Below are 23,215 nucleotides of genomic sequence, written 5' to 3'. Positions count from 1 at the left end.
TTTTTTATACTGGTCTGCATAGGGCTGAAAATTCACACCTCCATGAAAATAAACTTCCAGGTTTTGCCAAACTTGAAATAAGTCTTCCTTTTTACTAGTATCCAAAACATTGTTTAATAATACCAACATCCAAGAGGGAACTCCCGCAAGGCTGGTTACTTTTTCCTTGATGGTTTCATTTACGATCGCCTGCATTTTGATCTCCCAATCGTTCATTAAAGAAACTTCGCTGCTAGGTGTACTGCTAAATTCCGCCCAAAAAGGCATGTTTTCAATAAGAATAGCCGAAAGGTCTCCATAAGAAGTACCATTATTTCTGTAAATTTCTTTGCTTCCGCCTAAACGCAAACTTTTTCCTGTAAATAATTGAGATTGCGGATTATTGTTAAGGTACATGCATAATAAATCTTTCCCGGCAGCATAATGACAATCCTCTAAAGAATCCTCACTTACGGGAATAAATTTGCTTTTTGCATTGGTTGTCCCACTGGATTTTGCAAACCATTTAATAGGTCTAGGCCAAAAAATATTGTTTTCGCCTCTTCTGCTGCGTTCTATAGAGGGTTCATACTCTTCATAAGAATGAATCGGCACTCGCTCAGCAAAAGTTTGGTAGTTTATGATTTCTGAAAAATTGTATTTTTTACCAATTTCTGTATGTTTAGCCGTGCTTATGAGCGATCTTAAAAGTTCTTGCTGAACTTCATTAGGATACTTCATAAACAACTCCATTTGATGGATGCGCTTCTTCAAAAACCAAGAGGCGATAGAGTTTACTAGTGGAATTGGCATTATTCTTTTATCTTTAAACCTGATTAAAAACGCTTGGTAATATACAGTATAATGGATAAAATTAAAACTAATCTGTTAGCTTACAATACCCATTTTCTATAAAATTAAAACAAAATAGCATGAGATACGAAGGTGTTCTAACTAAAATGAAAACCGAATTAGAAAAAGTAGTAGAATATTACTTGGTATTTGAGTCTGATTTTCTGAATGTTAATCAGATTTTGAACAAGCGAATCAGTATTAATTTTTTAAGATATCAATGTTTGAATTGTGGCTTGGAGAAAAAAGTATTTGCTCAGGGATTTTGTTACGATTGTTATTCATCCATCCCTCAAGCGGGAGATTGGATTATGAATCCGGAGTTGAGTAAAGCGCATTTGGATGAAGAAGATCGAGACTTGGACTATGAAAAGCAGGTGCAATTAAAGCCACATATCGTATATCTTGCAAATTCCAGCAATGTAAAAGTAGGGGTTACCCGAAAAACACAAGTTCCAACAAGGTGGATAGATCAAGGCGCTCATGAAGCAATTGAGATTGTGGAAGTGCCGAATAGGTATTTGGCTGGAATAACCGAGGTAGCACTTAAACCGTATGTGGCAGATAAAACCAATTGGCGAAAAATGCTCACCAATGATATTAAAGATTTGGATTTAGCTGAAGAACGCGAAAAATTGAAGCAATATATTCCGGAAGAGGCAATGCAATATTTTTTGGCAAATAAGAAAGAAACGGAAATTCATTTCCCGGTGCTACAATATCTTAAAAAAGTGAAAAGTCTAAATCTTACGAAAGCCCCTTTCTATGAAGGAGTCCTAAAAGGCATCAAAGGTCAATATTTATTATTTGAAGATGGAACTGTTTTTAATGTTCGAAGTCATGAGGGGTTTGTGGTGGAGCTGTCAATACTATAGTCTTTAAAAATTAATTCTTAAATTCCTCCCTTCGGGGAGGATTAAGGAGGGGATAAATTTAATTCACCTTCGTAGTATCCACCTTCTTAGGTTTTTTATTTAAAAATCCACCTAAAATATCTTTTGCTACGTCTTTAACTTGTTGCTGCTGCTGAGTTCTCACAGTATCTTTTGGAGTAAGTACCGGCGTTCCTGTAGAATCTACGGTTTTTGGAGTTTGTTTGTTTTGGCCTGTAAGAATATTGCCCAAAGCGTCTATTCCCTTATTGGTAAGTTCCTTTTTTTGCTGCGCTATAATTTGTTGTGTAAGCCCGCTAACGGCTTGTTGCATATTTAGATTGATTTGCGGACTTTGGAAATTTCCCTTTAATCCAATAGGTAAAGCGACAGTCATGTTTTCAAGGTCTTGTGCGCTCAATTTAGATAAGGTATTACCAATCTCACTACCTAACATTTTTGCAGGTACATTCAGGGTAAGGTTATAATCCATAATATTATCGAAACTATGATTTCCCGCAACTGTTACTTTTATCCCCTTTACATCAAAATCGAATGGCGCCACCGCTACATTCCCATCATTAAATGTCAGTTTTCCTTTTAAATTATCCAGATTGATATCGTTAAAATTTATAAACCCTAATTTCTCATCTAGTTTTGAAAGTAATGCCAATTGTTCAGGATTTACTTTCGCAGTTAATATTTGAGCCAAAGCTTGCCCGGCAAGACTGGAAAGTTGTGGCGTGAAATCTTCATTTAAATTTCCAGAAAGATTTAATTCTGTTTGCAGTTTTCCCTGTAATGCCTTTGCAATAGGAGCAAGGCCTTGCAATAATTCCAAACCAGCAAAAGATTTAGAAATATCCAATGCGTTTAACCCCATATTCATAGAAAAAGTTGGGACAGCATTTTTAGTTGAAACATTTCCGCTCAAAGCGATCGAACCGTCAAAAATATTGGTTGACACATTTTGAAGGGTTGCAGTTTCATCTTTAATCACCATCGTACCAACCACATTCTTTAGCTCCAAATTATCATACAATACCGTATTTGCGTTGAATACCAAAGTGGCATCTAAGAAAGAAGGGATTTTAATAGCTTCTTTCCCTGTGGTAACCACTTTAGGCTTTTCGGTAGGAACTCCTTCTTTATCTATTTTTTCGACAGTTTTAGTTTCTGCGATCATAAAGTCGTTTACAGAAAAAGTGTTGGATTTCACCTGGAAATTTCCTTTTAGCTGTTGGTCTGTGAATAAATATCCCATTAAGTTCTGAATAGAACCCGTTGCATTGAGATCTGTTTTTCCACTTGTAAGCATCAATTCTGAAACCTGCACATTTCCTTGGTTAAACTTAAAATTAGCTGAAGCAATTTTTACTTCATTCGGGATTTCCGGAGTTTTATAAGAGAAGTTTTTAATACTCGCCACCCCGCTGCTATTCACGTTCTGATATTGTTCTTTTTCAATAGAATTCATATCAAAAGATGTTTTAAGATCGGCTGTTAAAATTCCATTTAAATCCTGTTGCATTTCTAAAGGATATGCTTTTTCTAGATTCGCTAAATTTATAGTTCCTTTCACGGCAAGATCTACCAGCATGTTGCCGGTAAGGTTTTTTATCTTTCCGTTCCCACTAAAAGAGTCTTGATCTATCCTAAAACTCATTTTATTAATATCCAGAAAAGTGTCATCTAAAAGACCTGTTTCGTTGATAATTGCAACATCCAAATTGATGTCATCTACTCCTTTTGGGAGGTTTGGATATTTAAAAGAGGCATTATTAGAGCTTATTTTTATATCCATTTTTGGGATATAAGTGTCATCTACAATCCCTTTTATTTCACCATTAACAACAAAATCACCGTTGGTATCTACATCTTCAATATTCTTCGCATAGATTGCTGGAATTACAGCCAGGAAGTTTTTAAAGGATGAGGATGGAGTTTTAAAGGAAAGATCTATTTCGTTGTTGTCTTCATTCACTTTTACGTAACCATCAAAGGTTAAGGGCAACTGATTTAGGGTAGCTTGATTTTCTAAAAAGGTATATTTCATATTATCCAAGTCCATTTGGATCACTGCACTTAGAGCCAATTTATTCTTATTTAAATAATTGGTTCCGTCATAATCTAATGAAATAAGGGAATTCGTTTCAGTATCTAATTCAGATTGTGCCAAAGAAAAATCTCCAGTTCCTTGATGATTAAGATTCTCTAGACTTAAAGCCATTTTATTCCCTTCGTCCACATACTTAAGTCGGGAATTATTAATCTCGTAATGTTTAAGGTCTAGACTAAAAGGATTAGAAGTCGTATCTTGTTTGGTACTAGTAGAATCTATAATTGCGATGTCATAATTATTATTTCCTAAGGAATCTACCTTGATGTTTACATACGCGTTGTTCAGGATTAATTCATCTATTTTTTTTGGTTCATCGCTACCTTTAAAAAGTTCTTTTATGGACATTTCTAAAAGCAATTCTTCAGAAACAGCAAGTGTGTCGCCGGCAAAAGGCGCTTTATTAATAATGCTAAGGTCTTTTAAAACTAAAGTTGCCTGCGGAAAACTTCTAAATAAAGTAAGATTCAAATCGCTAAATTCCACATTAGCATTCACATTTTTATTGATGGTCTTTTTAACCATGTCTTTTAATTGTGCTTCAAATATAAAAGGAGCAGTGACTAGGAGTACTATTATCACCAACAATGTGAATCCAATAATTTTAAATGCTTTTTTCATAATTTTTAAATTCTAAATGAAATTTTAAATCGAAAATATCACTGAAAATTAACACAATCTTTGCGCCATTTAATTTTCGCGGATATAATATTTATCGATTTTGTTTTAAACTCCAGCTAACAAAGTTAAGAGTATGTAATTTCCTTTTACTTAATTTGTTGTGAAAATAATGAAACCTAGTATTGGTAGTTGTTGAAGAGTGGTATTCAGATTTAATCAAAGAAGTGAAAAATGGGTTATAATATTGTACTAATAGAGCCGGAAATACCAATGAATACAGGAAATATTGGGCGTTTAAGTTTGGCATCGGGCTCAACTCTGCATTTGGTAAAGCCTTTCGGTTTCGAGCTAGACGATAAACGAGTAAAGCGTGCGGGACTAGATTATTGGCAACATATTAATTTAAAGACCTACGAGAATGTGGAGGAATTCTTCGAATTGAATAAGGATAAGAAAATGGTATTTTTCTCTAGTCATGGGAATAAGGAGTATTACGATATAGAGTTCACAGATGAAATGTTCCTGGTTTTTGGAAAGGAATCTGTTGGCTTGTCTTCAGAGATAACTGAAGCGAACAGTGAAAGGCTCTATAAAATTCCAATTTTCAGTGAACATATTAGAAGCTTAAATCTTGCCAACGCGGTAAGTGTGGTGGTGTATGAAGGAATAAGGAAATTGAGACCGAAGAGTTGAGCTCTTATTATTCCTGATCCCTAGAGGGTTTTTTATTGTTTTTTGAGAGCACTTCTTCCGGGAATGGGAAAACTATGGTTGAGTTTTTCTCTGCCGCGATATTGGATAAGGTTTGGTAGAGTCTTAATTTAATGGCAGAAGGAGATTCATCTATTAATTTTCCGGCTTCCAATAATTTACCTGCTGCTTGCTCTTCTGCCAAAGCGAGAATTATTTGAGCCCTTCTGGAGCGCTCTGCTTCTGCTTGTCCTGCCATCATTCGTTTCATGTTTTCTGGCAATTGGATGTCTTTTATTTTCATTCCAATAATTTCAATTCCCCACTCGCGAGTTTCTTCTTCCACAATCGCCTTGATATTCTTACCCATTTCCTCTCGTTTAGAAAGAATGGTGTCTAATTCAACCTTCCCGCATACATCTCTTAATGCAGCTTGAGACAATTGTGTAATGGCATAATTGTACTCTTCTACTTGTAAGACAGCCTTTTCTGGATCAAGAATTCTAAAGAAAACCACCCCGTCAATACTACAGGGTACATTGTCTTCTGTCATCACTTCTTGGGAGAGAATATTTATCGTTATCACCCGAATATCTACTATTTGAATGGTTTCAACCAAAGGAATAATCCATTTAAAACCCGGACTTAGGATTTTTATATATTTCCCGAATCTAAATTTTAGGGCTCTTTTATATTCAAAAATAATCCGGATTCCACTTAATAAAAAAAAGAAAGAATAGAATTGAGAAAAAGATGGACGGTGTCATAATTGCAGAATTAGGTTAGTACAATAACTCCAATTCATTAAAACAGGATTTTAGGTCGCTATGGTATTTGAAATTTGTAGGATCGTTTATTTCAGAATATAATCAATACTAGCGCCACTAAAAACTTGGTAGGGAAAATAAGAATTCTTTATAAATTTAAGCATAAATAGCCCAGAATGCAAGATGAAAAGTGTGTACGCCAATTAGATTTTTTAAATTCTAAGAATTTAGCATCTAGATTTGAATACCGAGTTTTACCTACAAGCATTTTTTTTTCTAAGCTCTCTCCCATAAAGTTGAGTTTATGTTGATTTGTTTTACTTAATTTGCTGAGAAATTTAATAACTCCCTTCTTAAACCCTCAATTTTAAGTTTGAATCCTCCAACTTTATATTATATCGCGTTAGGCAGCAATGTTGGCAATAGAATGCAACTATTGCAGCAAGCAGTAGATAAAATTTATGCTGAAATTGGTGAAGTAGGCGCGATTTCTAAAGTTTATGAAACTCCTGCCTGGGGTTTTCAAGGCAATGCTTTTTTGAATGCGTGTGTATCTGTCTCCTCAAGATTTTCTGCGGAAGAGGTTTTGCGAAAACTACTGGATATCGAAAACAGTTTAGGGAGGCTTAGAACAAATACTGAAGGATATTCGAGTAGGAAAATAGATTTGGATATTGTATTTGTTCAGAATGAAATTATAGAGTCTGCTACTTTAAAAGTTCCGCATCCGGAGATGCAAAACAGGAAATTTGTGTTATTTCCATTGGCTGATATTGCGGGGAAAGAAATACATCCCATTTTAAAAACTTCGGTCTTTAATTTGAAAGAGCGATTACAGGATGATTCTTCAATTGAGGTTTATCCGGAGAATATAGCTTCTCCTTCCAAGAAATATAGCTTTATAAATTACAATTATATCGCTATTGAAGGAAATATAGGAGCCGGAAAAACAAGTTTATCTACCATGATCTCGCAGGATTTTAATGCGAAATTGATATTGGAACGTTTCAAAGACAATCCATTTTTGCCTAAATTTTATGAAGATAAGAATAGGTACGCCTTCCCTTTGGAAATGTCTTTTCTAGCCGATCGTTATCAGCAACTTTCAGATGATCTGGCCCAATACGATCTCTTTGCAGATTTTATCGTTTCAGATTACGATGTGTTTAAATCCTTGATCTTCGCTAAGATTACGCTTCAGGAAGACGAATATGCTTTGTACGATAAGCTCTTCAGAATCATGTATAAAGAATTAATCAAGCCGGATCTTTATATTTATTTATATCAGAATACAGAGCGCTTACTGGAAAATATTAAAAGTCGGGGTAGGGATTACGAACAGAATATTCAGCCCGAATATTTAATGGAGATCAATAAAAGCTATTTATCCTTTATTAAATCACAGTCCAATATTAAGGTGAAAATCATCGATATTTCGGAGCTGGATTTTGTGAACAATCGCAGCGATTATTTGTATATTTTGGAAAAGATTGAAGAAGCTGTGTCTGGAATTTCGGGTTAAACGAATTATTTTTCAGAAGAGATTTTACTATAAAGATCCCACAAAACAACTCCTGTGCTTACCGCGATATTTAAGGAATGTTTGCTGCCTAGTTGAGGGATTTCAATTATTGCATCACTCGCAGAAACCACTTCTTGCTGTACCCCTTTTACTTCATTCCCAAAAACTACCGCGTAGGTTTTATCGTTGTCCGGTTTAAAATCATTTAGCATGATAGCGCCTTCTGCCTGCTCGATCGCTAGAACTTCAATCTGCTTCTCTTTAAGTTGGTTGATAAGCGAGATAGTATCTTCTGCATATTCCCAATCCACCGTTTCTGTTGCGCCTAAGGCGGTTTTTTGAATGTCTTTATGTGGTGGAGTAGCAGTGATTCCACATAAATAAACCTTCTTGATTAAAAAAAGCATCGGCAGTTCGAAATACAGAGCCTATATTATTAAGGCTCCTAATATTATCCAGAATTACGATAAGAGGCGTTTTGGTTGCTTCTTTAAATTCTGAAATTGTCTTTCTGTCTAACTCGCTATTCTTTAATTTTCTGTTCTCCACCATGCCGCAAAAATATGAAACTTTACAAGCAATTTTGAAGTTGTTAAAAGGAAATACTTAAGCTGGTTTGCTTCTTAATTTCATATTTCCTGATTATCTTGCTTACTTATAAAATGATAGCTTTTGCCAAGACCTCAAAGATCATTAAAACCTCAAAAGATCAATTTTAAAGAAAGTTTTGCTTCTTTAAAGTTCGTGCCTCAGTTCTCGAGGATTATAAGTTTAATTTATAATTAAACATTGGGCATACTATTCTCTTCAATTATGATATTTTTTTTTTAGATTACTATTTAGTTAAAAAAAGTTGATATTTAAGAGATGAATAAAACCCTCAATTCCAAAGTTTTGAAAAAATATCATTTTATTTTCTTCGTTTTGTTTTTCTTTTTGACATATAATCTTTCTGCTCAAAGCACTTCAACTGATAATCTAGCGGATGATAAATTAATTAATTATTTTGAATCTTTAAGGGAATCAGTTTATTTACACTTAAATAAAACTTCTTTTATTCCAGGCGAGCAGGTTTGGTTTAAGGCATATGTTTATGATAGAAAAAACAATATTCCATTTCTAGAAACAGCCAATTTAAATATTGTAATGTATGATAGCCTTGGAAAGCATGTAGAGAAGCAATTAGTTTATATAAATAATGGATATGGATCCGGCAGTATTGAAATTGATAGTTCATTCAGGGCGGGAAAATATTATTTAAAGGCATACACCAATTGGATGAAGAATTTTAAAGAGGATGATTCATTCACCCAAGAAATTCATGTGCTTAAAAGTAATGTTCGCGTTTCACCTCCAAATAAATCAATAGATCATGACGTTCAATTTCTACCTGAAGGAGGAAACATAATAGTAAACACGATTAATACTATTGGTGTTAAAGTAATTAATAGTAAAGGTCTTGGTGTCAATATTATTAAGGGAGAGGTTAGAGATAAAGATGGAAAAAAAAATAACTGAATTTTCTACAACAAAATATGGATTAAGTAAATTTTTATATAAACCCAGAGATGGGATGAATTATTACGCTGAAATTTTTTTCAAAAACGGAACTAAAGAAAAATATAAATTACCGAAATTTTTACTTGAAGGAGTGACCGTAGGATTAGAGCAAAAAAACAGTAAAGAAATAATTTTATTTCTCACTACTAATAAAAAATCCTTAAATAAATTAGCAAACAAAGAATTTGAACTACTTATTCATAGAGATGGATTATTAAAAAAAATAGATATAAAATTTAATAATGTTGATACTACTTACGCAATTGTTATTAAAAAAGATTTTTTGTTAGATGGTATGAATATTATTACACTAATAGATGATAAGAACAATCCTATATTAGAGAGATTGTATTTTAATTACATTAATCATACTTCACCAAAAGTGAATATTGAGTTCAAGAAAAACGAATTAGATTCCTTAGTTTTTGAAATTGATTTGAAGAAAAAATTTAATGGTTCAATGAATTTGAGTTTTTCGGTTTTGCCTTCAGAGACTTATGCATATATGCAAAATCAAAATATACTGAGCACCTTTAATTTGAAACCCTATGTGAAGGGTAATATTGAGAATCCAGCTTTTTATTTTACTGATTTTGATGAAAGTAAAGCTAAGGAGTTGGATTTACTACTACTCACTCAAGGTTGGAGCCGTTATGAATGGAAAAACCTTAATTCACCTCCAATAGAAAAATATGAATTTGAACAAGGTCTAGATGTCAAAGGAAGGATTAATATGAAAGTAGATATAGATGATAAAGTTATTCTTTTCCCCACTAAGTATCATGCCTCAACTATTTCGAGTATAATGCAAAACAATTTTGAAATATCTAATTTAATTCTAACAAAGGGGGAAAGTTTAAATATTTCACTTTTAAATAAAAATAATAAACTATTGAAACCTAAATTGTATGTAAATACACAGGCTGAATTTGCAGAAGACATATTGGAAACTAACTATTCTACAATTACTACAATTAAGATTAAGGAAGATTTAGTGAGTTATAATGTAGATGATTTTATAGACGAAGGAGCTGTAGAGCTAGGGGAGGTTCTTTTAATTGGTAATAGAAAGAAGAAAGCTGAATCTAATATTTATATAGCATCATATTTGAAAAATAAGGTAACAGAGATAACAGAGGAAATTGCTTTTAATTTTCAATTTATCACAGATATAATTAAATCTAGAGGATACGATGTGAGAGTTGGACTCGGTGCTAAACAATTTGACAGGGTAAGTATTAGAGTGAAAACTGTTCAGTCTCTAATTGGCAATGCAGCATTAACTTTCCCAGAACCAATTATCTATCTAGATGATCAAAGGTTGAGTGACTTTGATGTACTTTATAATGCCCCAACTTCAGACTTTGAAAGTTATTATTTTCAAAAATCGGGTGCTTCAGAAGGAACAAGAGGAGCTGGTGGAGTAATCCGTTTGTATTCCAAACGTGATAATTATAAAAGTAAAAATAGTAGGCCAGAGCAATCATCAGAATATATAGTTGAAAACGGATTTGAGCCCTCTAAAAAATTTTATACGCCTAAGTATAGAGTTTTTGAAAACCCTGCCTTTAAAAAATATGGCATAATTCATTGGGATTCTGATGTAACATTAGAGGCTAATAAAAAGATCAATTTTCGTATATTTAATACAGGTATCAAAAATCTTATTTTTTACTATGAAGGGATGGGGGGAGAATGGTAGTTTAATTTCAGGGAGTCAGGAAATCTCTTTAAATTAGAAAAAAAATAAATTCTTTAAAGCTCACTTTTGTCTAGACCTCAAAGAACCTTAAAACCTCAAAAGATCAATTTTAAAGAAAGTTTTGCTTCTTTAAAGTTCGTGCCTCGCTTTTTTAAGGAAATACGACGGGTGAATCCCTTGTTGTTCTACGCAAATGTTTCTAGCAGAATTATAAATGCAATTTTACCGGTAGTATTATTATGGATTGGAAAAATCATTGTAGATGAGGTCGTGCTTCAAATTGCTGCGGAAACTAAAGACTATGAGCGACTTTGGTTATTTGTGGGAATTGAGTTTGGGCTGGCAATACTTTCAGATCTACTATCCAGAGCAATCGCACTTACCGATGCGCTTTTAGGAGATCAATATTCTATTGATACCTCTGTAAGGATCATCAAAAAAACATCTGAAATAAATCTGGATCAATTAGAAGATTCAGAATTCTATGACAAACTAGAGCGAGCTAGGCAACAAACTACCGGAAGGGTAGGTCTCATGTCTAATATTTTAACTCAAGGACAGGATGTCATTGTAATTGTATCATTAATGGCTGGGGTGGTTGCTTTTGAACCTTGGTTGATAATTCTTCTTATTGTTTCCATAGTTCCAACCATTATAAACGAAATAAAATTTAGCGGTACCAGTTATTCTCTGGCTAGGAGTTGGACTCAGGAACGTAGAGAGCTAGATTATCTAAGGTATGCAGGAGCTAGTGATGTTACTGCTAAAGAGGTGAAATTATTCGGGCTCTCAGATTATCTTGCAACTAGATTTCAAAATCTTTCGAATAAATATTATAAAGAAAGTAAACAGCTTGCAAAACAACGTGCTGCATGGGGCTCATTTTTTAATGTGATTGGAACGGGAGCATATTATGGCGCTTTTGTTTTAATTGTTTTTAGAACCGTGGTTGGTGTATTTAGTTTGGGAGATCTAACTTTTCTTTCAGGATCCTTCAATAGATTGCAAACAAAATTGCAAGGTTTCTTTACTAGGTTTACGGCGATTACAGAAAGTGCCTTATATCTACAAGACTATTTTGAATTTTTAGATCTTAAATTCGACAGATCTGAGGAGGTAACCGGACTTTCCTTACCAAAAAGCATTCAACAAGGATTCACGTTTAAAAACGTAGGATTTAAATATCCTAAATCTGAGCGTTGGGTGATAAGAAATGTCAATTTTGAATTGAAAGCTGGTGAGAAGTTAGCCTTTGTTGGAGAAAATGGCGCAGGAAAAACTACACTTATCAAATTATTGCTTCAGTTTTACGAGCCTACCGAAGGAGAGATATTACTGGATGGAGTTCCGATTAAGAAATATAATCAGCTTCAATATCAGCAATATTTCGGGGTCATTTTTCAAGATTTTGTGAAATTCGAATTAACCTTACGTGAGAATATTGCGATGGGCGAAATAGAGGAGATTGGAAATCAGTCCAGAATAGATAAGGCTGCCGATAAAAGTCTTGCCAATAAGGTGGTATCTGAGTTGCCTGGAGGTTATGATCAGCAATTAGGAAAGCGATTTAAGAATGGAAAAGACCTTTCCGGCGGACAGTGGCAAAAAATAGCTATTGCGAGAGCATATATGAAAGATGCAGAGGTGTTGGTGCTGGATGAACCAACCTCAGCATTAGATGCAAGAGCAGAGACTGAAGCTTTCGACAGATTTATAAAATTAACCGAAGGAAAAACAGCGGTAATCATATCGCACAGATTTAGTACCGTTCGAATTGCAGATCGTATTATGGTATTAAAAGATGGAACCGTTTTAGAAATTGGAACGCATCAGGAATTAATGGAGAACAACAAATTATATACTGAGTTATTCAATCTTCAAGCAGCCGGCTACCAATAATAAATTCTTAAACTATCTAAACGAAAGTTGTGAAATATTTTATTTCAACTTAAAATTTATTGATAATCATTAGTTATTTAACATATTTTTAATAACTTAGAGCATCTTATTAGTGATAAATAAGATTTTTGTTTTTTATACTCCATTTCCCCCGCACATATCCCAAAATTGTTTTCCGTGATACACGGGAATAATCCCCACATTTTAGTTTTAAAAATTAGCACTGATTCTTGATTTTAAAATCTGAATCGGCATTTTATTATAATTAATTAACCAACTAAAATTCAGAGATTATGAAAACCATTAAATTTTTTGCCTTAACAATGTGCTGTTGTTTGTTTGCTTTCAACATGCAATCTCAAGAGGAGTCCAGGTATCAGAGATACTTGATTCATATGGATCCTGTAAAACCATCGATGCAAGGGGAATATGAGAAGACTGCTGCTAAATTTGTGAAAATGTGTAAAGACAATGATTACGATCAGGATTGGATGACCTTAACCACAGAGAATAATGAATATCACTACATTTCTGCTCTAAACAGTTTTTCTGAACTCGATGAAAACCCAATGGCCTCGCTTAGAGATAAAGTTGGTGCTGAAGAATTTGGAAAAGTATTTAAGGAATTTGATAAATGTTACGAAAAGCACACAGATTACATATTATCGCTAGATAAGGAGTTAAGCTATATGCCGGATGGTATGAAAACCATTATCGAAGGGGAGAATTATAGAGAAAACACCAAGTATTATTTTGCTCCGGCAGATATGGATAAAGCCGTGGAAGTAGCTAAAGCTTTTAAGAAATTCTATTCAGATAATAACATGGGCATGCATTATAGATTATACAGGAGTGGGTTAGGAACAGATGGTACCTACTTTTTGGTTGCTGTAGCTGCAAAAGACGCTATGGATATGGAACGTAAAAGTGAAGAAGCTAGAAAAGCGATGGGTTCCAAGGCAGAAGAGTTATTTGGGAACTTAAATAAAATTCTTTTAAAAACCGAAACGATACGAGGATGGATGAGACCAGAGCTATCCTATGTAGCTTCCAAATAATTATTTTTAAATCTGCTCAAATCTTTATTTCATAACCTACACTAACCATCAAACTATTAATTATGAAAAAGATTTTTTACTGGATATTACTACTTCCTTTTTTAGCAATATCTCAAAATGGAAATGACTATATGGTATTTGAATTAGGGATGTTGTCTCCAAAGTTGGATAAGATCTCTCAATTTGAATCTGGTCTTGCAGCCCACAATAAAAAATACCATAAAGATGGACAATATGGGGCTAGAGTTTATTGGATTGGAAACGGAGCCAATACAGGGAAGTATCAATGGGTCATGGGACCTTTGCCTTGGAGCGCATTTGATACCAGACCTGAAAAAGAAGGACATGATGAAGATTGGAACTCTAATGTTCTCCCTTATATGCTTCCAGAGACAGATCAGGTTTATATGAAATTTGAGACTGGACTTTCGAATTTTCCGAAAGATTTTACAATCAATAAATTGTTAGTAGATTATTATGATGTGAAGCCATTTCAAGGACAAAAAGCAATGGCTTTGTTAGAAAAAATAAAAAAAGTGATGACAGATAAATTTCCTGAGGAAACGTTCGGTATTTATACAAATGAATTGCCAAACAGCAAGGATGGAAATGATATCGCTTTTATTTCATTTTTCGAAAAATCGGCATGGATGGGAGAGGACTGGAAGTTTGCCGATAAATATAATGAAGTTCATGGAGCAGGTAGTTTTGATACCTTTCTTAAAGATTGGGAAAATGTAACCCAGGGAAAATACTCTGAAATATGGCATTTTGAACCGGAATTAAGTGGATTATCCGGAATGATAAAATCTGCAGATAGACAAGGGAATTAGATTGTTTATTAGCCAATAAAACCTCCAATTTCAGTTATATGAAGTTGGAGGTTTTATGTGAAAACACATTTTGAACCTACTTATAATTTGTAGCAAATAGCATTTTTCCTAAAATTCTTTCTGAAAATTAGTTGTGGATAATTTTGGATAAATGCTTGTTTTTAAATTTCAGTTAGCCTTAAGGATTAAGTATTTTAGCAAGAATTAAATTGAAATCTTTTGGCAGCCAAAAAACCTAAGCAGACCACTCCGTTAATGAAACAATATAACTCCATCAAGGTGAAATATCCTGATGCGTTATTATTATTTAGAATAGGAGATTTTTATGAAACCTTTGGAGAAGATGCCATTAAAACTGCGAGAATTCTAAACATTGTTCTTACCAAAAGGGGAAATGGGAGTGAAACGGAAACTGCTTTGGCGGGATTTCCGCACCATGCCTTGAATACGTATTTGCCTAAATTGGTGAAAGCCGGTTTACGGGTTGCTATTTGTGATCAATTAGAAGATCCTAAACTCACCAAAACTATTGTAAAGAGAGGAGTTACCGAATTAGTTACTCCGGGTGTTGCTATGAATGATGAGGTGTTAAATAGTAAGACTAATAATTTCTTATGTGCGGTACACTACGGAAAGAAGACTATGGGAATTTCTTTTCTGGATGTTTCAACCGGGGAATTTTTAACTGCGCAAGGTTCTGCGGAATATATAGATAAGCTACTTCAGAATTTTGGACCTAGTGAAGTGTTAATTCAGAAGAATTATAAAAAGGAATTCACCAAAACCTTTGGAGATAGTTTCCACTGTTTTTACCTGGAAGATTGGGTCTTTAAATTGGACTATGCATACGAATCTTTAAATGAGCATTTTAAAACCAAGTCCTTAAAAGGCTTCGGCGTAGATCATTTAGAGGAAGGGATTATTGCTTCAGGTGCTATCTTGTATTATTTAGGGGAAACGCAACATCATAAATTGCAGCATATCGCTTCCTTGAATAGAATTGCTGAAGAAGAATATGTGTGGATGGATCGGTTTACCATTCGAAATCTCGAGTTGTATAATTCCAATGCTCAAAACGCAGTAACGCTTTTGGAGATCATCGATAAGACGATTTCTCCTATGGGCGGAAGGATGATGAAACGTTGGCTTGCGCTTCCACTTAAAAATGCCGAAAAGATTAAAGCGAGGCATCAGGTGGTAAGTTATTTTATTCAGAATAAAACGGAGCTAGAACAACTTCAGAAACAAATAAAAAGAATTAGCGATCTAGAACGCCTAATTTCTAAAGTTGCGACTGGTAAGATATGTCCTCGGGAAGTAATTCATTTAAATAATTCCCTGGACGCCATTTTGCCTATAAAAGAGCTCGCGATGAACTCTAAGGAAGAGTCCTTAAAGGTGCTTGGTGATAAATTGCAAAGTTGCGAGGTTTTAAGAACCAAGATCAGTGCGATGTTGCATGAAGAGGCTCCGGTAAATATTGTAAAAGGGAATACCATCGCGAAGGGATATCATACCGAGTTAGATGAGCTTCGAAATTTAGCTTTTTCGGGTAAGAGCTATTTAAATGATATGTTGGATCGCGAGTGTAAAGCTACAGGAATCACATCTCTCAAAATAGGGAGCAATAATGTATATGGGTATTATATAGAAGTTCGAAATAGCCATAAAGATAAGGTGCCAGAGGAATGGACCAGAAAGCAAACTTTAGTAAATGCCGAACGGTATATTACTGAAGAATTAAAAGAATATGAAGGTAAAATCCTTGGGGCAGAGGAGAAGATTTTGCATTTAGAACAGGAATTGTTTGCTGGTTTGGTAGACTGGTTAAGAGATTATATTAACCCTGTGCAGCAAAATGCGCGGTTAATTGGTCAGTTAGATTGTTTGTCATCGTTTGCACAACAAGCGATTTTGGAAAATTACAACAAGCCGGAAATCGATGATTCTACCGAACTGGATATTAAGAATGGAAGGCATCCTGTTATAGAAAAGCAATTGCCACATGGGGAACAATATGTTACCAATGATGTGTTTTTAGATAGAGAAACGCAGCAAGTGATTATGATCACAGGGCCCAACATGAGTGGTAAATCGGCTATTTTAAGACAAACTGCGCTTATTGTACTACTGGCACAAATGGGAAGTTTTGTACCGGCAGAAAGTGCGAGAATAGGTTTGGTAGATAAAATTTTTACCAGAGTAGGAGCGAGTGATAACATCTCTATGGGCGAATCTACTTTTATGGTAGAAATGAACGAGACAGCTAGTATTCTTAATAACCTTTCTGAACGCAGTTTGGTGCTATTAGATGAAATTGGTAGAGGAACAAGTACGTATGACGGAATTTCTATCGCCTGGGCCATTACAGAATATCTACATGAACACCCTACGCATGCAAAGACCCTTTTTGCAACACATTACCATGAGTTAAACGAAATGGGCGATACTTTTGCTCGTATCAAGAATTATAATGTCTCTGTAAAAGAATTAAAGGATACAGTTTTATTTCTTCGGAAATTGATTCCCGGAGGAAGTGCACATAGTTTTGGAATTCATGTAGCAAAAATGGCAGGGATGCCACAACAGGTGATAGGTAGAGCGAATAAGATCTTAAAGAAGTTAGAGAAATCCCATAAAATGGAAGATTCCGGAGAAATTTTAAAAAATTCTGCGGAACAGGAAATGCAATTAAGTTTTTTTAATTTGGACGATCCTTTGTTGCAAGAATTAAAAGAAGAGTTGTTGCATATTGATATTGATACACTTACGCCAATTGAAGCTTTAATGAAGCTTAACGAGATTAAGCGAATGTTATCTGGGAAACAAAAAGCGAATATTTAAACACGGTAAATATTCTAAAAAATCCTTTGGTATTATAAGAATTGTTTTAAATTTGCAACCGCAATAAGGAATTATTGCTGCTCCGGGAAACTGGAAATGTTCTTACAAATCGCGAAAATAGCTCAGCTGGTAGAGCGCCACCTTGCCAAGGTGGAGGTCGCGGGTTCGAATCCCGTTTTTCGCTCAGATAGAGCGAAAAAATCGCTTTATATAAAAATCCACGCTCGGATGGTGGAATTGGTAGACACGTTGGACTTAAAATCCAATGATCAGCAACGGTCGTGCGGGTTCAAGTCCCGCTCCGAGTACAAAAACCCTCTTTATCTTTATGATTTAGAGGGTTTTTTGATTTTATCACTTTCCCCGCTTGCTCCCCAGAATTTTAGTTTTCCCATTGCCTTTTTTTAACCCTTTATAATGTCTTAAAATTTCCCGAACCCTTCGAAGAATGTAATCTTTATGATTAATCAATGTCAAAACTTTATATGTCCCCTAACATAATTGATTGATAGAATGTGTTAGTTTTGATAGAATTCAATAGGCACAATACAGAAAACCGACTTAAAACTAGGTAGAAAAAGGATTGTGGGCAACATCAGTTCCTAGGGAAGTATCAGTTTAAAATTGATGTTTTAGGTGTCAAATAATAATAAGACAAAGTCGAAACGAAAACTTTTCTGAGATTATTATTTCCAAAAGAGTTGGTATTAATGGACGCAATAGGGTTGGAGAGATTTTATAGGATGAGCAAATATCATTTTCAAAATTGATATTTAAAAGGAATCGTCGAAATAAGAACTTAAAATCAAAACATATGAAAGCTATACAAATAAAAAAAATACGGGGAGATTAAAGAAGGATTGGCTATTGAGGATGTAAGTAAGCCAACATATAAGGACAAGGATATTTTAGTAGCGGTCAAAGCAGCTTCATTAAACCCTATCGATTACAAATTGGTACAGGGCAAACTAAAAGATATGGTACCGTTAAACCTACCCGTGACCATAGGTTATGATGTGAGTGGTGTGGTGGTTGAAAAAGGTGCAGGTGTTAGCGACTTTGAAATTGGTGATGAGGTATACGCTAGAGTACCACAGGAACAAATGGGTAGTGTAGCAGAATTTGTGACAGTACAAAGTGATCTGGTTGCAAAAAAACCGGAAAATATTTCTTTTGAGCAAGCCTCCGGATTACCCTTAACGGGACTTACAGCAATCCAAGCCCTAGAAAAAGTTGAAATCAGAGAAAATGATAGAATTCTTATTCATGCCGGCTCTGGCGGGGTAGGGAGTTTTGCTATTCAATATGCAAAAGAGAAAGGCGCTATAGTTTATACCACTACAAGTACTAAAAATGTAGACTGGGTTAAAGCTTTGGGAGCCGACCGAGTAATTGATTATACTAATGAGGATTATAAAGAAGTTGCCAATAATCTGGATATCGTTTTTGATACGTTGGGAGGGGATTACACCTTCGATGCTTTTGAAATTATTAAAGATGGAGGAAGAATCACTACGATAGTTGGCCCGCCAGACGGAGAAACAGCAAAGCAAATGGGTATGACAGATTATAAAATGCCTGAAAAATTATCTGAATTGATCAAAGAGAAATCTGCTATTTATAAACTTACATGGATGCAGCCTAATGCAAAACAACTCAATGAGATCAAAACTATGGTTGAAGATGGAGCTATAAAACCAATAGTAGATCTAATTTATCCTTTTGAAGATGGAATTGACGCTTATGAATATCTAGCTACGGGAAAAGCAAAAGGAAAAGTAATCATAAGTCTGGCTGATTTATTCTAAAGATTAACATTATGAAAAAGAAAGAAACTTACCCAAAATCATTTTCCCATATTGGAATTACGGTGCCTGATATAAAGAGGGCAGTCAAGTTTTATGAAGATGTCATGGGATGGTATATTATCATGCAACCTTCTACCGTGAAAAAAGAAAAAGATACTGCGATTGGACAAATGTGTATTGATGTTTTTGGAGAAGATTGGGAAGAATTTGAAATCGCCCATATGTCTACCTCAGATGGAATTGGTATCGAACTGTTTTCTTTTCCCCATGGCGTAAAAGAAGCTCCGGAATTCAACCCATTTAATACCGGACTGTTCCATTTTTGTGTTCAGGATCCAAATATTGAAGATCTAGTAGATAAGATTGTTTCTTTAGGAGGAAAACAGCGAATGCCTATCCGGGAATACTATCCTAACGATAAACCTTTTAAAATGTGTTATGTTGAAGATCCATTCGGAATAGTGTTTGAGATTTACACACATAGTTACGAAATGACTTATTCTTCAGGTGCTTATGAAAAATAAAAACCAATACACTCTATTGCTTAAAAGCAATAGAGAATTCTATCTCAAAAATTGAGATTGGTACATAAATAAGTAAGTAATTTGGCTTACAGGAAAGTCTCCCGCTTCGAGTACAAAAACCCTCTTTAACCTCAGGTTTTAGAGGATTTTGTGTTTTTAAAATTTTGACTTTTTATAATCTTCTCGCAAAACTCCATACTCATAACAATCTGCCCACCCGGATTTCAAAGGTAAGTGTTGCCGCTTGTGTCCTTCTCTAATCATTCCTGCTTTCTCCAATACTTTAACAGAGCCAATGTTTTCTGAAGCACAACCTGCTTCTATTCGGTGTAACTTTAAGCTATTAAATCCAAAATGAATGACTTCATTTAGAGCCTCTGTTGCAAAACCTTGACCCCAAAATTCGGGAAGCAACTTATACCAGACCTCTCCAATCTCATATTTCTTGTTGCCTAAATTCAAGGCGATCAACCCGATGTTTTGCTCATTGTGTTTAATACAAAAAGTGAATTTTTGGGTTGCTTCTTTTTCATTTTCTGAAACCATTTCATTCAAAATAACTTTGGTTTCCTCAATATTTTTAGGGATTCCTAGAGTGTTATAGAAATCCACTTTTGGATTGGAAAGTAAACGATGGACAAAACTTATTTCCTCACTTGTCAATGGAGCTAATTTTAAACGTTTTGTATTGAGTTGATAGGTGTTCATTAAAGAGTTTTGTGTTACAGATAGGCAATATGAAAACGTTCAATTTACAATTAAACTTTTTCATATTGATTAAGATCTATTGTCTACCTTAAATTAGAGAAGCGTTTTAAAACACACTTGGTTAAGAAACAAAAAAACCGCTCTGTGGCGGTTTTAGTACTGTAGTAAATAATAATTAGTTTAGATCATCTGCGGCTTCTTCACCGTTTACATCATCAGTTTTATGAACTTCTTCGTCTATCTCTTTTACCACTTTTTCGGCTCCTTCTTCAATTTTCTTTGCGGCTTTTTTGGTATTAGTTTCAATATCTTCTCCAATAGACTCTAAAGCCTCTTCGGTTTTTTCTTGAGTAGTCTCTCTACAAGAAATTACTGTTGTTGCCATTGTAGCAAGCATCAAAATTAAAATCAATTTTTTCATATCAATTATTTAAAGGTTTAAACTAAAAAAAAGCCATCTCAATAAATTCAGATGGCTTTAGAATATTAATGTAAAAAAAGACTACATGTCGTCGTCTCCGTTAACATCATCAGTTCCATTAATTTCTTCTTCAACTTCAGTTTCAACGTTTTCAGCAGCAGCCTCAACATCGTTTTCCATGTCGTCCATGTCATCAGCAACATCATCTGCAGCATCTTCCATGTCGTCAGCAGCATCTTCCATAGCGTCTTCTGTTTTTTCTTCTGTTGTTTCTCTACAAGAATAGATTGATAAAGAGAATACAGCAGCTAATAATAATAAGGATAATTTTTTCATTGTAAAATGTGTTTAATTAGTTGAACAGCAAATTTAAACTATTTTTTAATTTTGCCAAGAACTCTTTTCAGTTAAATATTTCCAATATCTTTTTGGTACATGCTGAAGGTGTAATTTCATATTTTTTCTAGATTTAATATTAGTGCTTTTAAAATATTCCTGCCATAACTTTTGAAAATCTATTTCGGAAGTGCTGTAAATACTGGTGTTTGCTGAATTCAAATGTTCGTTAGATTTAAAATTTAAATTTATATAACTGGTTTCCTGTAAGTTATAAAATAAGCCAAAATTTCTCTTTAAGTCGTAAATAATCCATTTTTGATCGGCATATCTGCTTTCAAAATGCTTTAAAATAATCGGTAAAACGTTAAAATCTGGTTCTATAGAAGCAAAAAAGATGTCATCTTTAGTTAATTGAAATCTAACAAAAGCTTCCATACGGTGTTTTTCTCTACTCACCATTTTTGAGGTTTGACTAATCTTTAAAACAATGGGATTTCCAAAGTCCTTTCTGCTGAATTTTTCTTCTTTAAATACCAGTTTTATATATTGAAGTAAAAGCAATTCAATACCTTCCAATTCACTCAAAAATGTAAAAAAAATTTGTCTACATCCTATTGCAGAAACCTTTCTTTTTAAACCTAATGCTACCCTTTTCGCTTCCTCTAAGTTTGTTTGTATACTTAAAGCTTTTGCAAACATATTTCTCTGGGTAGTTGATTCAGTATAAATTCCAACCACATTGAGTTTTTGTTCAAAGGTTGAAAAAACACAGCTTAGAAATCCCTTGTACGACCCATCATAAATTAAAATTGTTTCTTCTTTCATCAATTAAAAAGACTTAATTGTGTGCTATAATCTTTTCTGAATTTACTTGTGGAATCCTGAAGGATCATTCCTTTTATTTGAAGGCTGGAAAGATCTCTCCTCTCAAAACTATTAGAATCACAGGTGATAAAGTATTTTGCTCGATTATAAGCGATTCCAATCTTCCTGAGATGATCCCAATTTAGTTTTCTATATTTTCTTGCTTCAACGATCTTATGAACAGATTTGAGTCCAATACCGGGCACTCTCGCAATAAGCAATTTATCTGCCTTATTAATATCTAGAGGAAATAGTTCCCTATTTCTTAGGGCCCAACTTAATTTTGGATCTATATCCAAATCTAAATTTTGATTTTCATTATTTAGTAACTCCCGAATGTCAAATCCATAAAACCGAAGCAACCAATCGGTTTGGTAGAGTCTGTTTTCTCGCAGTAATGGAACAGGACTTCCCAGGGCAGGAAGCCTGGTGTCATTGGCTACAGGGATATACCCGGAATAATATACCCTTTTCATCTTGAATTTTTTATAATAATAGGCCGCAGAATACATTACATCCCGATCACTTTCTCCTGTGGCGCCAACAATCATTTGTGTGCTTTGGCCTGCAGGAGCGTATTTTGGGGTGCTCTTTATTAGCTTCTTTTCGCTTTTGTATATCTGAATACTATTTTTAACCGCTTCCATCGGTTTTATAAAATCTTCATGCTTTTTATCTGGTGCTAATAATTTTAATCCCGAAACTGTAGGGATTTCGATATTTACAGAAAGTCTGTCAGCATACAATCCGGCTTCCTGCATCAATTCGTCGCTTGCTCCGGGAATGGATTTTAAATGAATATATCCATTGAAATTTTCTTCCAGTCTCAATTTTTTGGCAACTTGGACTAAACGTTCCATCGTATGATCTGGACTTTTAAATATTCCGGAACTAAGAAATAAGCCTTCAATATAATTTCTACGGTAAAAATTCATGGTAAGGCTAACTACCTCTTCAATTTTAAAAGCTGCTCTTTTAATATCATTGCTCTTACGAGTTACACAGTAGGCACAATCAAAAATGCAATAGTTGGTTAAAAGAATCTTCAGCAAAGAAACACATCTGCCATCCTCTGTATAACTATGGCAAATTCCTACACCATCGCTATTTCCCAATCCACCTTTATTAGCGCGCTTGCTCCCACTACTGGAGCAGGAAATATCATATTTCGCGGCATCTGCCAGAATATTTAATTTTTCTTTAATTCTTTCAAAAGACATAGATGTATATTTT

The 23,215-nt window shown here is 34.4% G+C and carries 19 protein-coding genes, 2 tRNA genes and 1 pseudogene; 13 read left to right on the top strand and 9 right to left on the bottom strand.

Annotated elements, in window-relative coordinates; genetic code table 11:
• Positions 1–792: GH3 family domain-containing protein (locus tag ON07_RS06120; RefSeq protein ID WP_010229041.1), on the bottom strand; the 792-nt coding region annotated here is incomplete at its 3' end.
• 119 nt (positions 793–911) lie between these two features.
• Between ON07_RS06120 and ON07_RS06115 the strand changes: the two genes are divergently transcribed.
• Positions 912–1,706 (top strand): DUF2797 domain-containing protein, encoded by a 795-nt coding sequence (locus tag ON07_RS06115; RefSeq protein ID WP_010229040.1) that lies wholly within the window; start codon positions 912–914, stop codon positions 1,704–1,706.
• 58 nt (positions 1,707–1,764) lie between these two features.
• On the opposite strand, the gene ON07_RS06110 is transcribed toward ON07_RS06115, so the two are convergent.
• Entirely contained in the window at positions 1,765–4,443 is a 2,679-nt protein-coding gene (locus ON07_RS06110) for an AsmA family protein (RefSeq protein ID WP_010229039.1), read from the bottom strand.
• A 231-nt stretch (positions 4,444–4,674) separates the two neighbouring features.
• On the opposite strand from ON07_RS06110, the gene ON07_RS06105 reads away from it, so the two are divergent.
• On the top strand, positions 4,675–5,136 hold the full coding sequence (locus ON07_RS06105; RefSeq protein WP_010229037.1) for a tRNA (cytidine(34)-2'-O)-methyltransferase: 462 nt from the start codon (positions 4,675–4,677) through the stop codon (positions 5,134–5,136).
• 7 nt (positions 5,137–5,143) lie between these two features.
• Here ON07_RS06105 and ON07_RS06100 read toward each other — a convergent pair whose 3' ends face one another.
• Positions 5,144–5,836 carry a slipin family protein gene (locus ON07_RS06100; protein ID WP_237708874.1) on the bottom strand — a complete coding sequence of 231 codons (693 nt, stop codon included), beginning with the start codon at positions 5,834–5,836 and terminating at the stop codon, positions 5,144–5,146.
• A 437-nt stretch (positions 5,837–6,273) separates the two neighbouring features.
• On the opposite strand from ON07_RS06100, the gene folK reads away from it, so the two are divergent.
• Positions 6,274–7,422 (top strand): 2-amino-4-hydroxy-6-hydroxymethyldihydropteridine diphosphokinase, encoded by a 1,149-nt coding sequence (gene folK, locus ON07_RS06095; RefSeq protein ID WP_010229033.1) that lies wholly within the window; start codon positions 6,274–6,276, stop codon positions 7,420–7,422.
• 5 nt (positions 7,423–7,427) lie between these two features.
• Here folK and ON07_RS14705 read toward each other — a convergent pair.
• A pseudogene (locus tag ON07_RS14705) lies at positions 7,428–7,974 on the bottom strand (RNA methyltransferase).
• A gap of 342 nt (positions 7,975–8,316) precedes the next feature.
• Between ON07_RS14705 and ON07_RS06085 the strand changes: the two are divergent.
• From ON07_RS06085 to ON07_RS06040, 10 genes are all read left to right on the top strand, one after another.
• Complete coding sequence (locus tag ON07_RS06085) at positions 8,317–8,940, top strand: hypothetical protein (RefSeq protein ID WP_155807149.1); 624 nt, start codon at positions 8,317–8,319, stop codon at positions 8,938–8,940.
• Entirely contained in the window at positions 8,921–10,684 is a 1,764-nt protein-coding gene (locus ON07_RS06080; protein ID WP_029331575.1) for a hypothetical protein, read from the top strand. Before ON07_RS06085 ends, ON07_RS06080 begins: the two co-directional genes overlap by 20 nt.
• A 66-nt stretch (positions 10,685–10,750) precedes the next feature.
• Positions 10,751–12,583 (top strand): ABC transporter ATP-binding protein, encoded by a 1,833-nt coding sequence (locus ON07_RS06075; protein WP_010229031.1) that lies wholly within the window; start codon positions 10,751–10,753, stop codon positions 12,581–12,583.
• Between the two features lie 293 nt (positions 12,584–12,876).
• Positions 12,877–13,641: a hypothetical protein gene (locus ON07_RS06070; RefSeq protein ID WP_010229024.1), complete on the top strand. Its 765-nt coding sequence runs from the start codon at positions 12,877–12,879 to the stop codon at positions 13,639–13,641.
• A gap of 62 nt (positions 13,642–13,703) precedes the next feature.
• Positions 13,704–14,474, top strand: coding sequence for a hypothetical protein (locus tag ON07_RS06065; RefSeq protein WP_010229022.1), 771 nt, complete (start codon positions 13,704–13,706; stop codon positions 14,472–14,474).
• Positions 14,475–14,693: 219 nt separating this feature from the next.
• Entirely contained in the window at positions 14,694–17,318 is a 2,625-nt protein-coding gene (gene mutS / locus ON07_RS06060; RefSeq protein WP_010229021.1) for a DNA mismatch repair protein MutS, read from the top strand.
• A 111-nt stretch (positions 17,319–17,429) separates the two neighbouring features.
• Positions 17,430–17,502, top strand: a tRNA-Gly gene (locus ON07_RS06055).
• Between the two features lie 38 nt (positions 17,503–17,540).
• Positions 17,541–17,626, top strand: a tRNA-Leu gene (locus ON07_RS06050).
• A gap of 552 nt (positions 17,627–18,178) precedes the next feature.
• On the top strand, positions 18,179–19,126 hold the full coding sequence (locus ON07_RS06045) for an NADP-dependent oxidoreductase (RefSeq protein ID WP_010229019.1): 948 nt from the start codon (positions 18,179–18,181) through the stop codon (positions 19,124–19,126).
• An 11-nt stretch (positions 19,127–19,137) separates the two neighbouring features.
• A complete protein-coding gene (locus tag ON07_RS06040) occupies positions 19,138–19,650 on the top strand; it encodes a VOC family protein (protein WP_010229017.1) in 513 nt (170 codons plus the stop codon).
• Positions 19,651–19,806: 156 nt separating this feature from the next.
• On the opposite strand, the gene ON07_RS06035 is transcribed toward ON07_RS06040, so the two are convergent.
• From ON07_RS06035 to ON07_RS06015, 5 genes are all read right to left on the bottom strand, one after another.
• Positions 19,807–20,358 carry a GNAT family N-acetyltransferase gene (locus tag ON07_RS06035; protein WP_010229015.1) on the bottom strand — a complete coding sequence of 184 codons (552 nt, stop codon included), beginning with the start codon at positions 20,356–20,358 and terminating at the stop codon, positions 19,807–19,809.
• Positions 20,359–20,533: 175 nt separating this feature from the next.
• Positions 20,534–20,779 carry a hypothetical protein gene (locus tag ON07_RS06030; protein WP_010229014.1) on the bottom strand — a complete coding sequence of 82 codons (246 nt, stop codon included), beginning with the start codon at positions 20,777–20,779 and terminating at the stop codon, positions 20,534–20,536.
• Between the two features lie 81 nt (positions 20,780–20,860).
• Positions 20,861–21,115 (bottom strand): hypothetical protein, encoded by a 255-nt coding sequence (locus tag ON07_RS06025; RefSeq protein WP_010229013.1) that lies wholly within the window; start codon positions 21,113–21,115, stop codon positions 20,861–20,863.
• Between the two features lie 45 nt (positions 21,116–21,160).
• The gene (locus tag ON07_RS06020; protein WP_010229012.1) at positions 21,161–21,943 is read right to left on the bottom strand and encodes a TIGR03915 family putative DNA repair protein; all 783 of its coding nucleotides are present in this window, start codon (positions 21,941–21,943) and stop codon (positions 21,161–21,163) included.
• Positions 21,943–23,202 carry a putative DNA modification/repair radical SAM protein gene (locus tag ON07_RS06015; protein ID WP_010229004.1) on the bottom strand — a complete coding sequence of 420 codons (1,260 nt, stop codon included), beginning with the start codon at positions 23,200–23,202 and terminating at the stop codon, positions 21,943–21,945. The genes ON07_RS06020 and ON07_RS06015 overlap by 1 nt, the downstream gene beginning before the upstream one ends.
• Positions 23,203–23,215 lie beyond the last annotated feature (13 nt).

The organism is Gillisia marina (assembly GCF_000258765.1).
In the GTDB taxonomy this organism is placed as follows: Bacteria; Bacteroidota; Bacteroidia; order Flavobacteriales; family Flavobacteriaceae; genus Gillisia; species Gillisia marina.
Note: the sequence above shows the minus strand (reverse complement) of the source record. Positions and strands in the feature narration are given on the sequence as shown.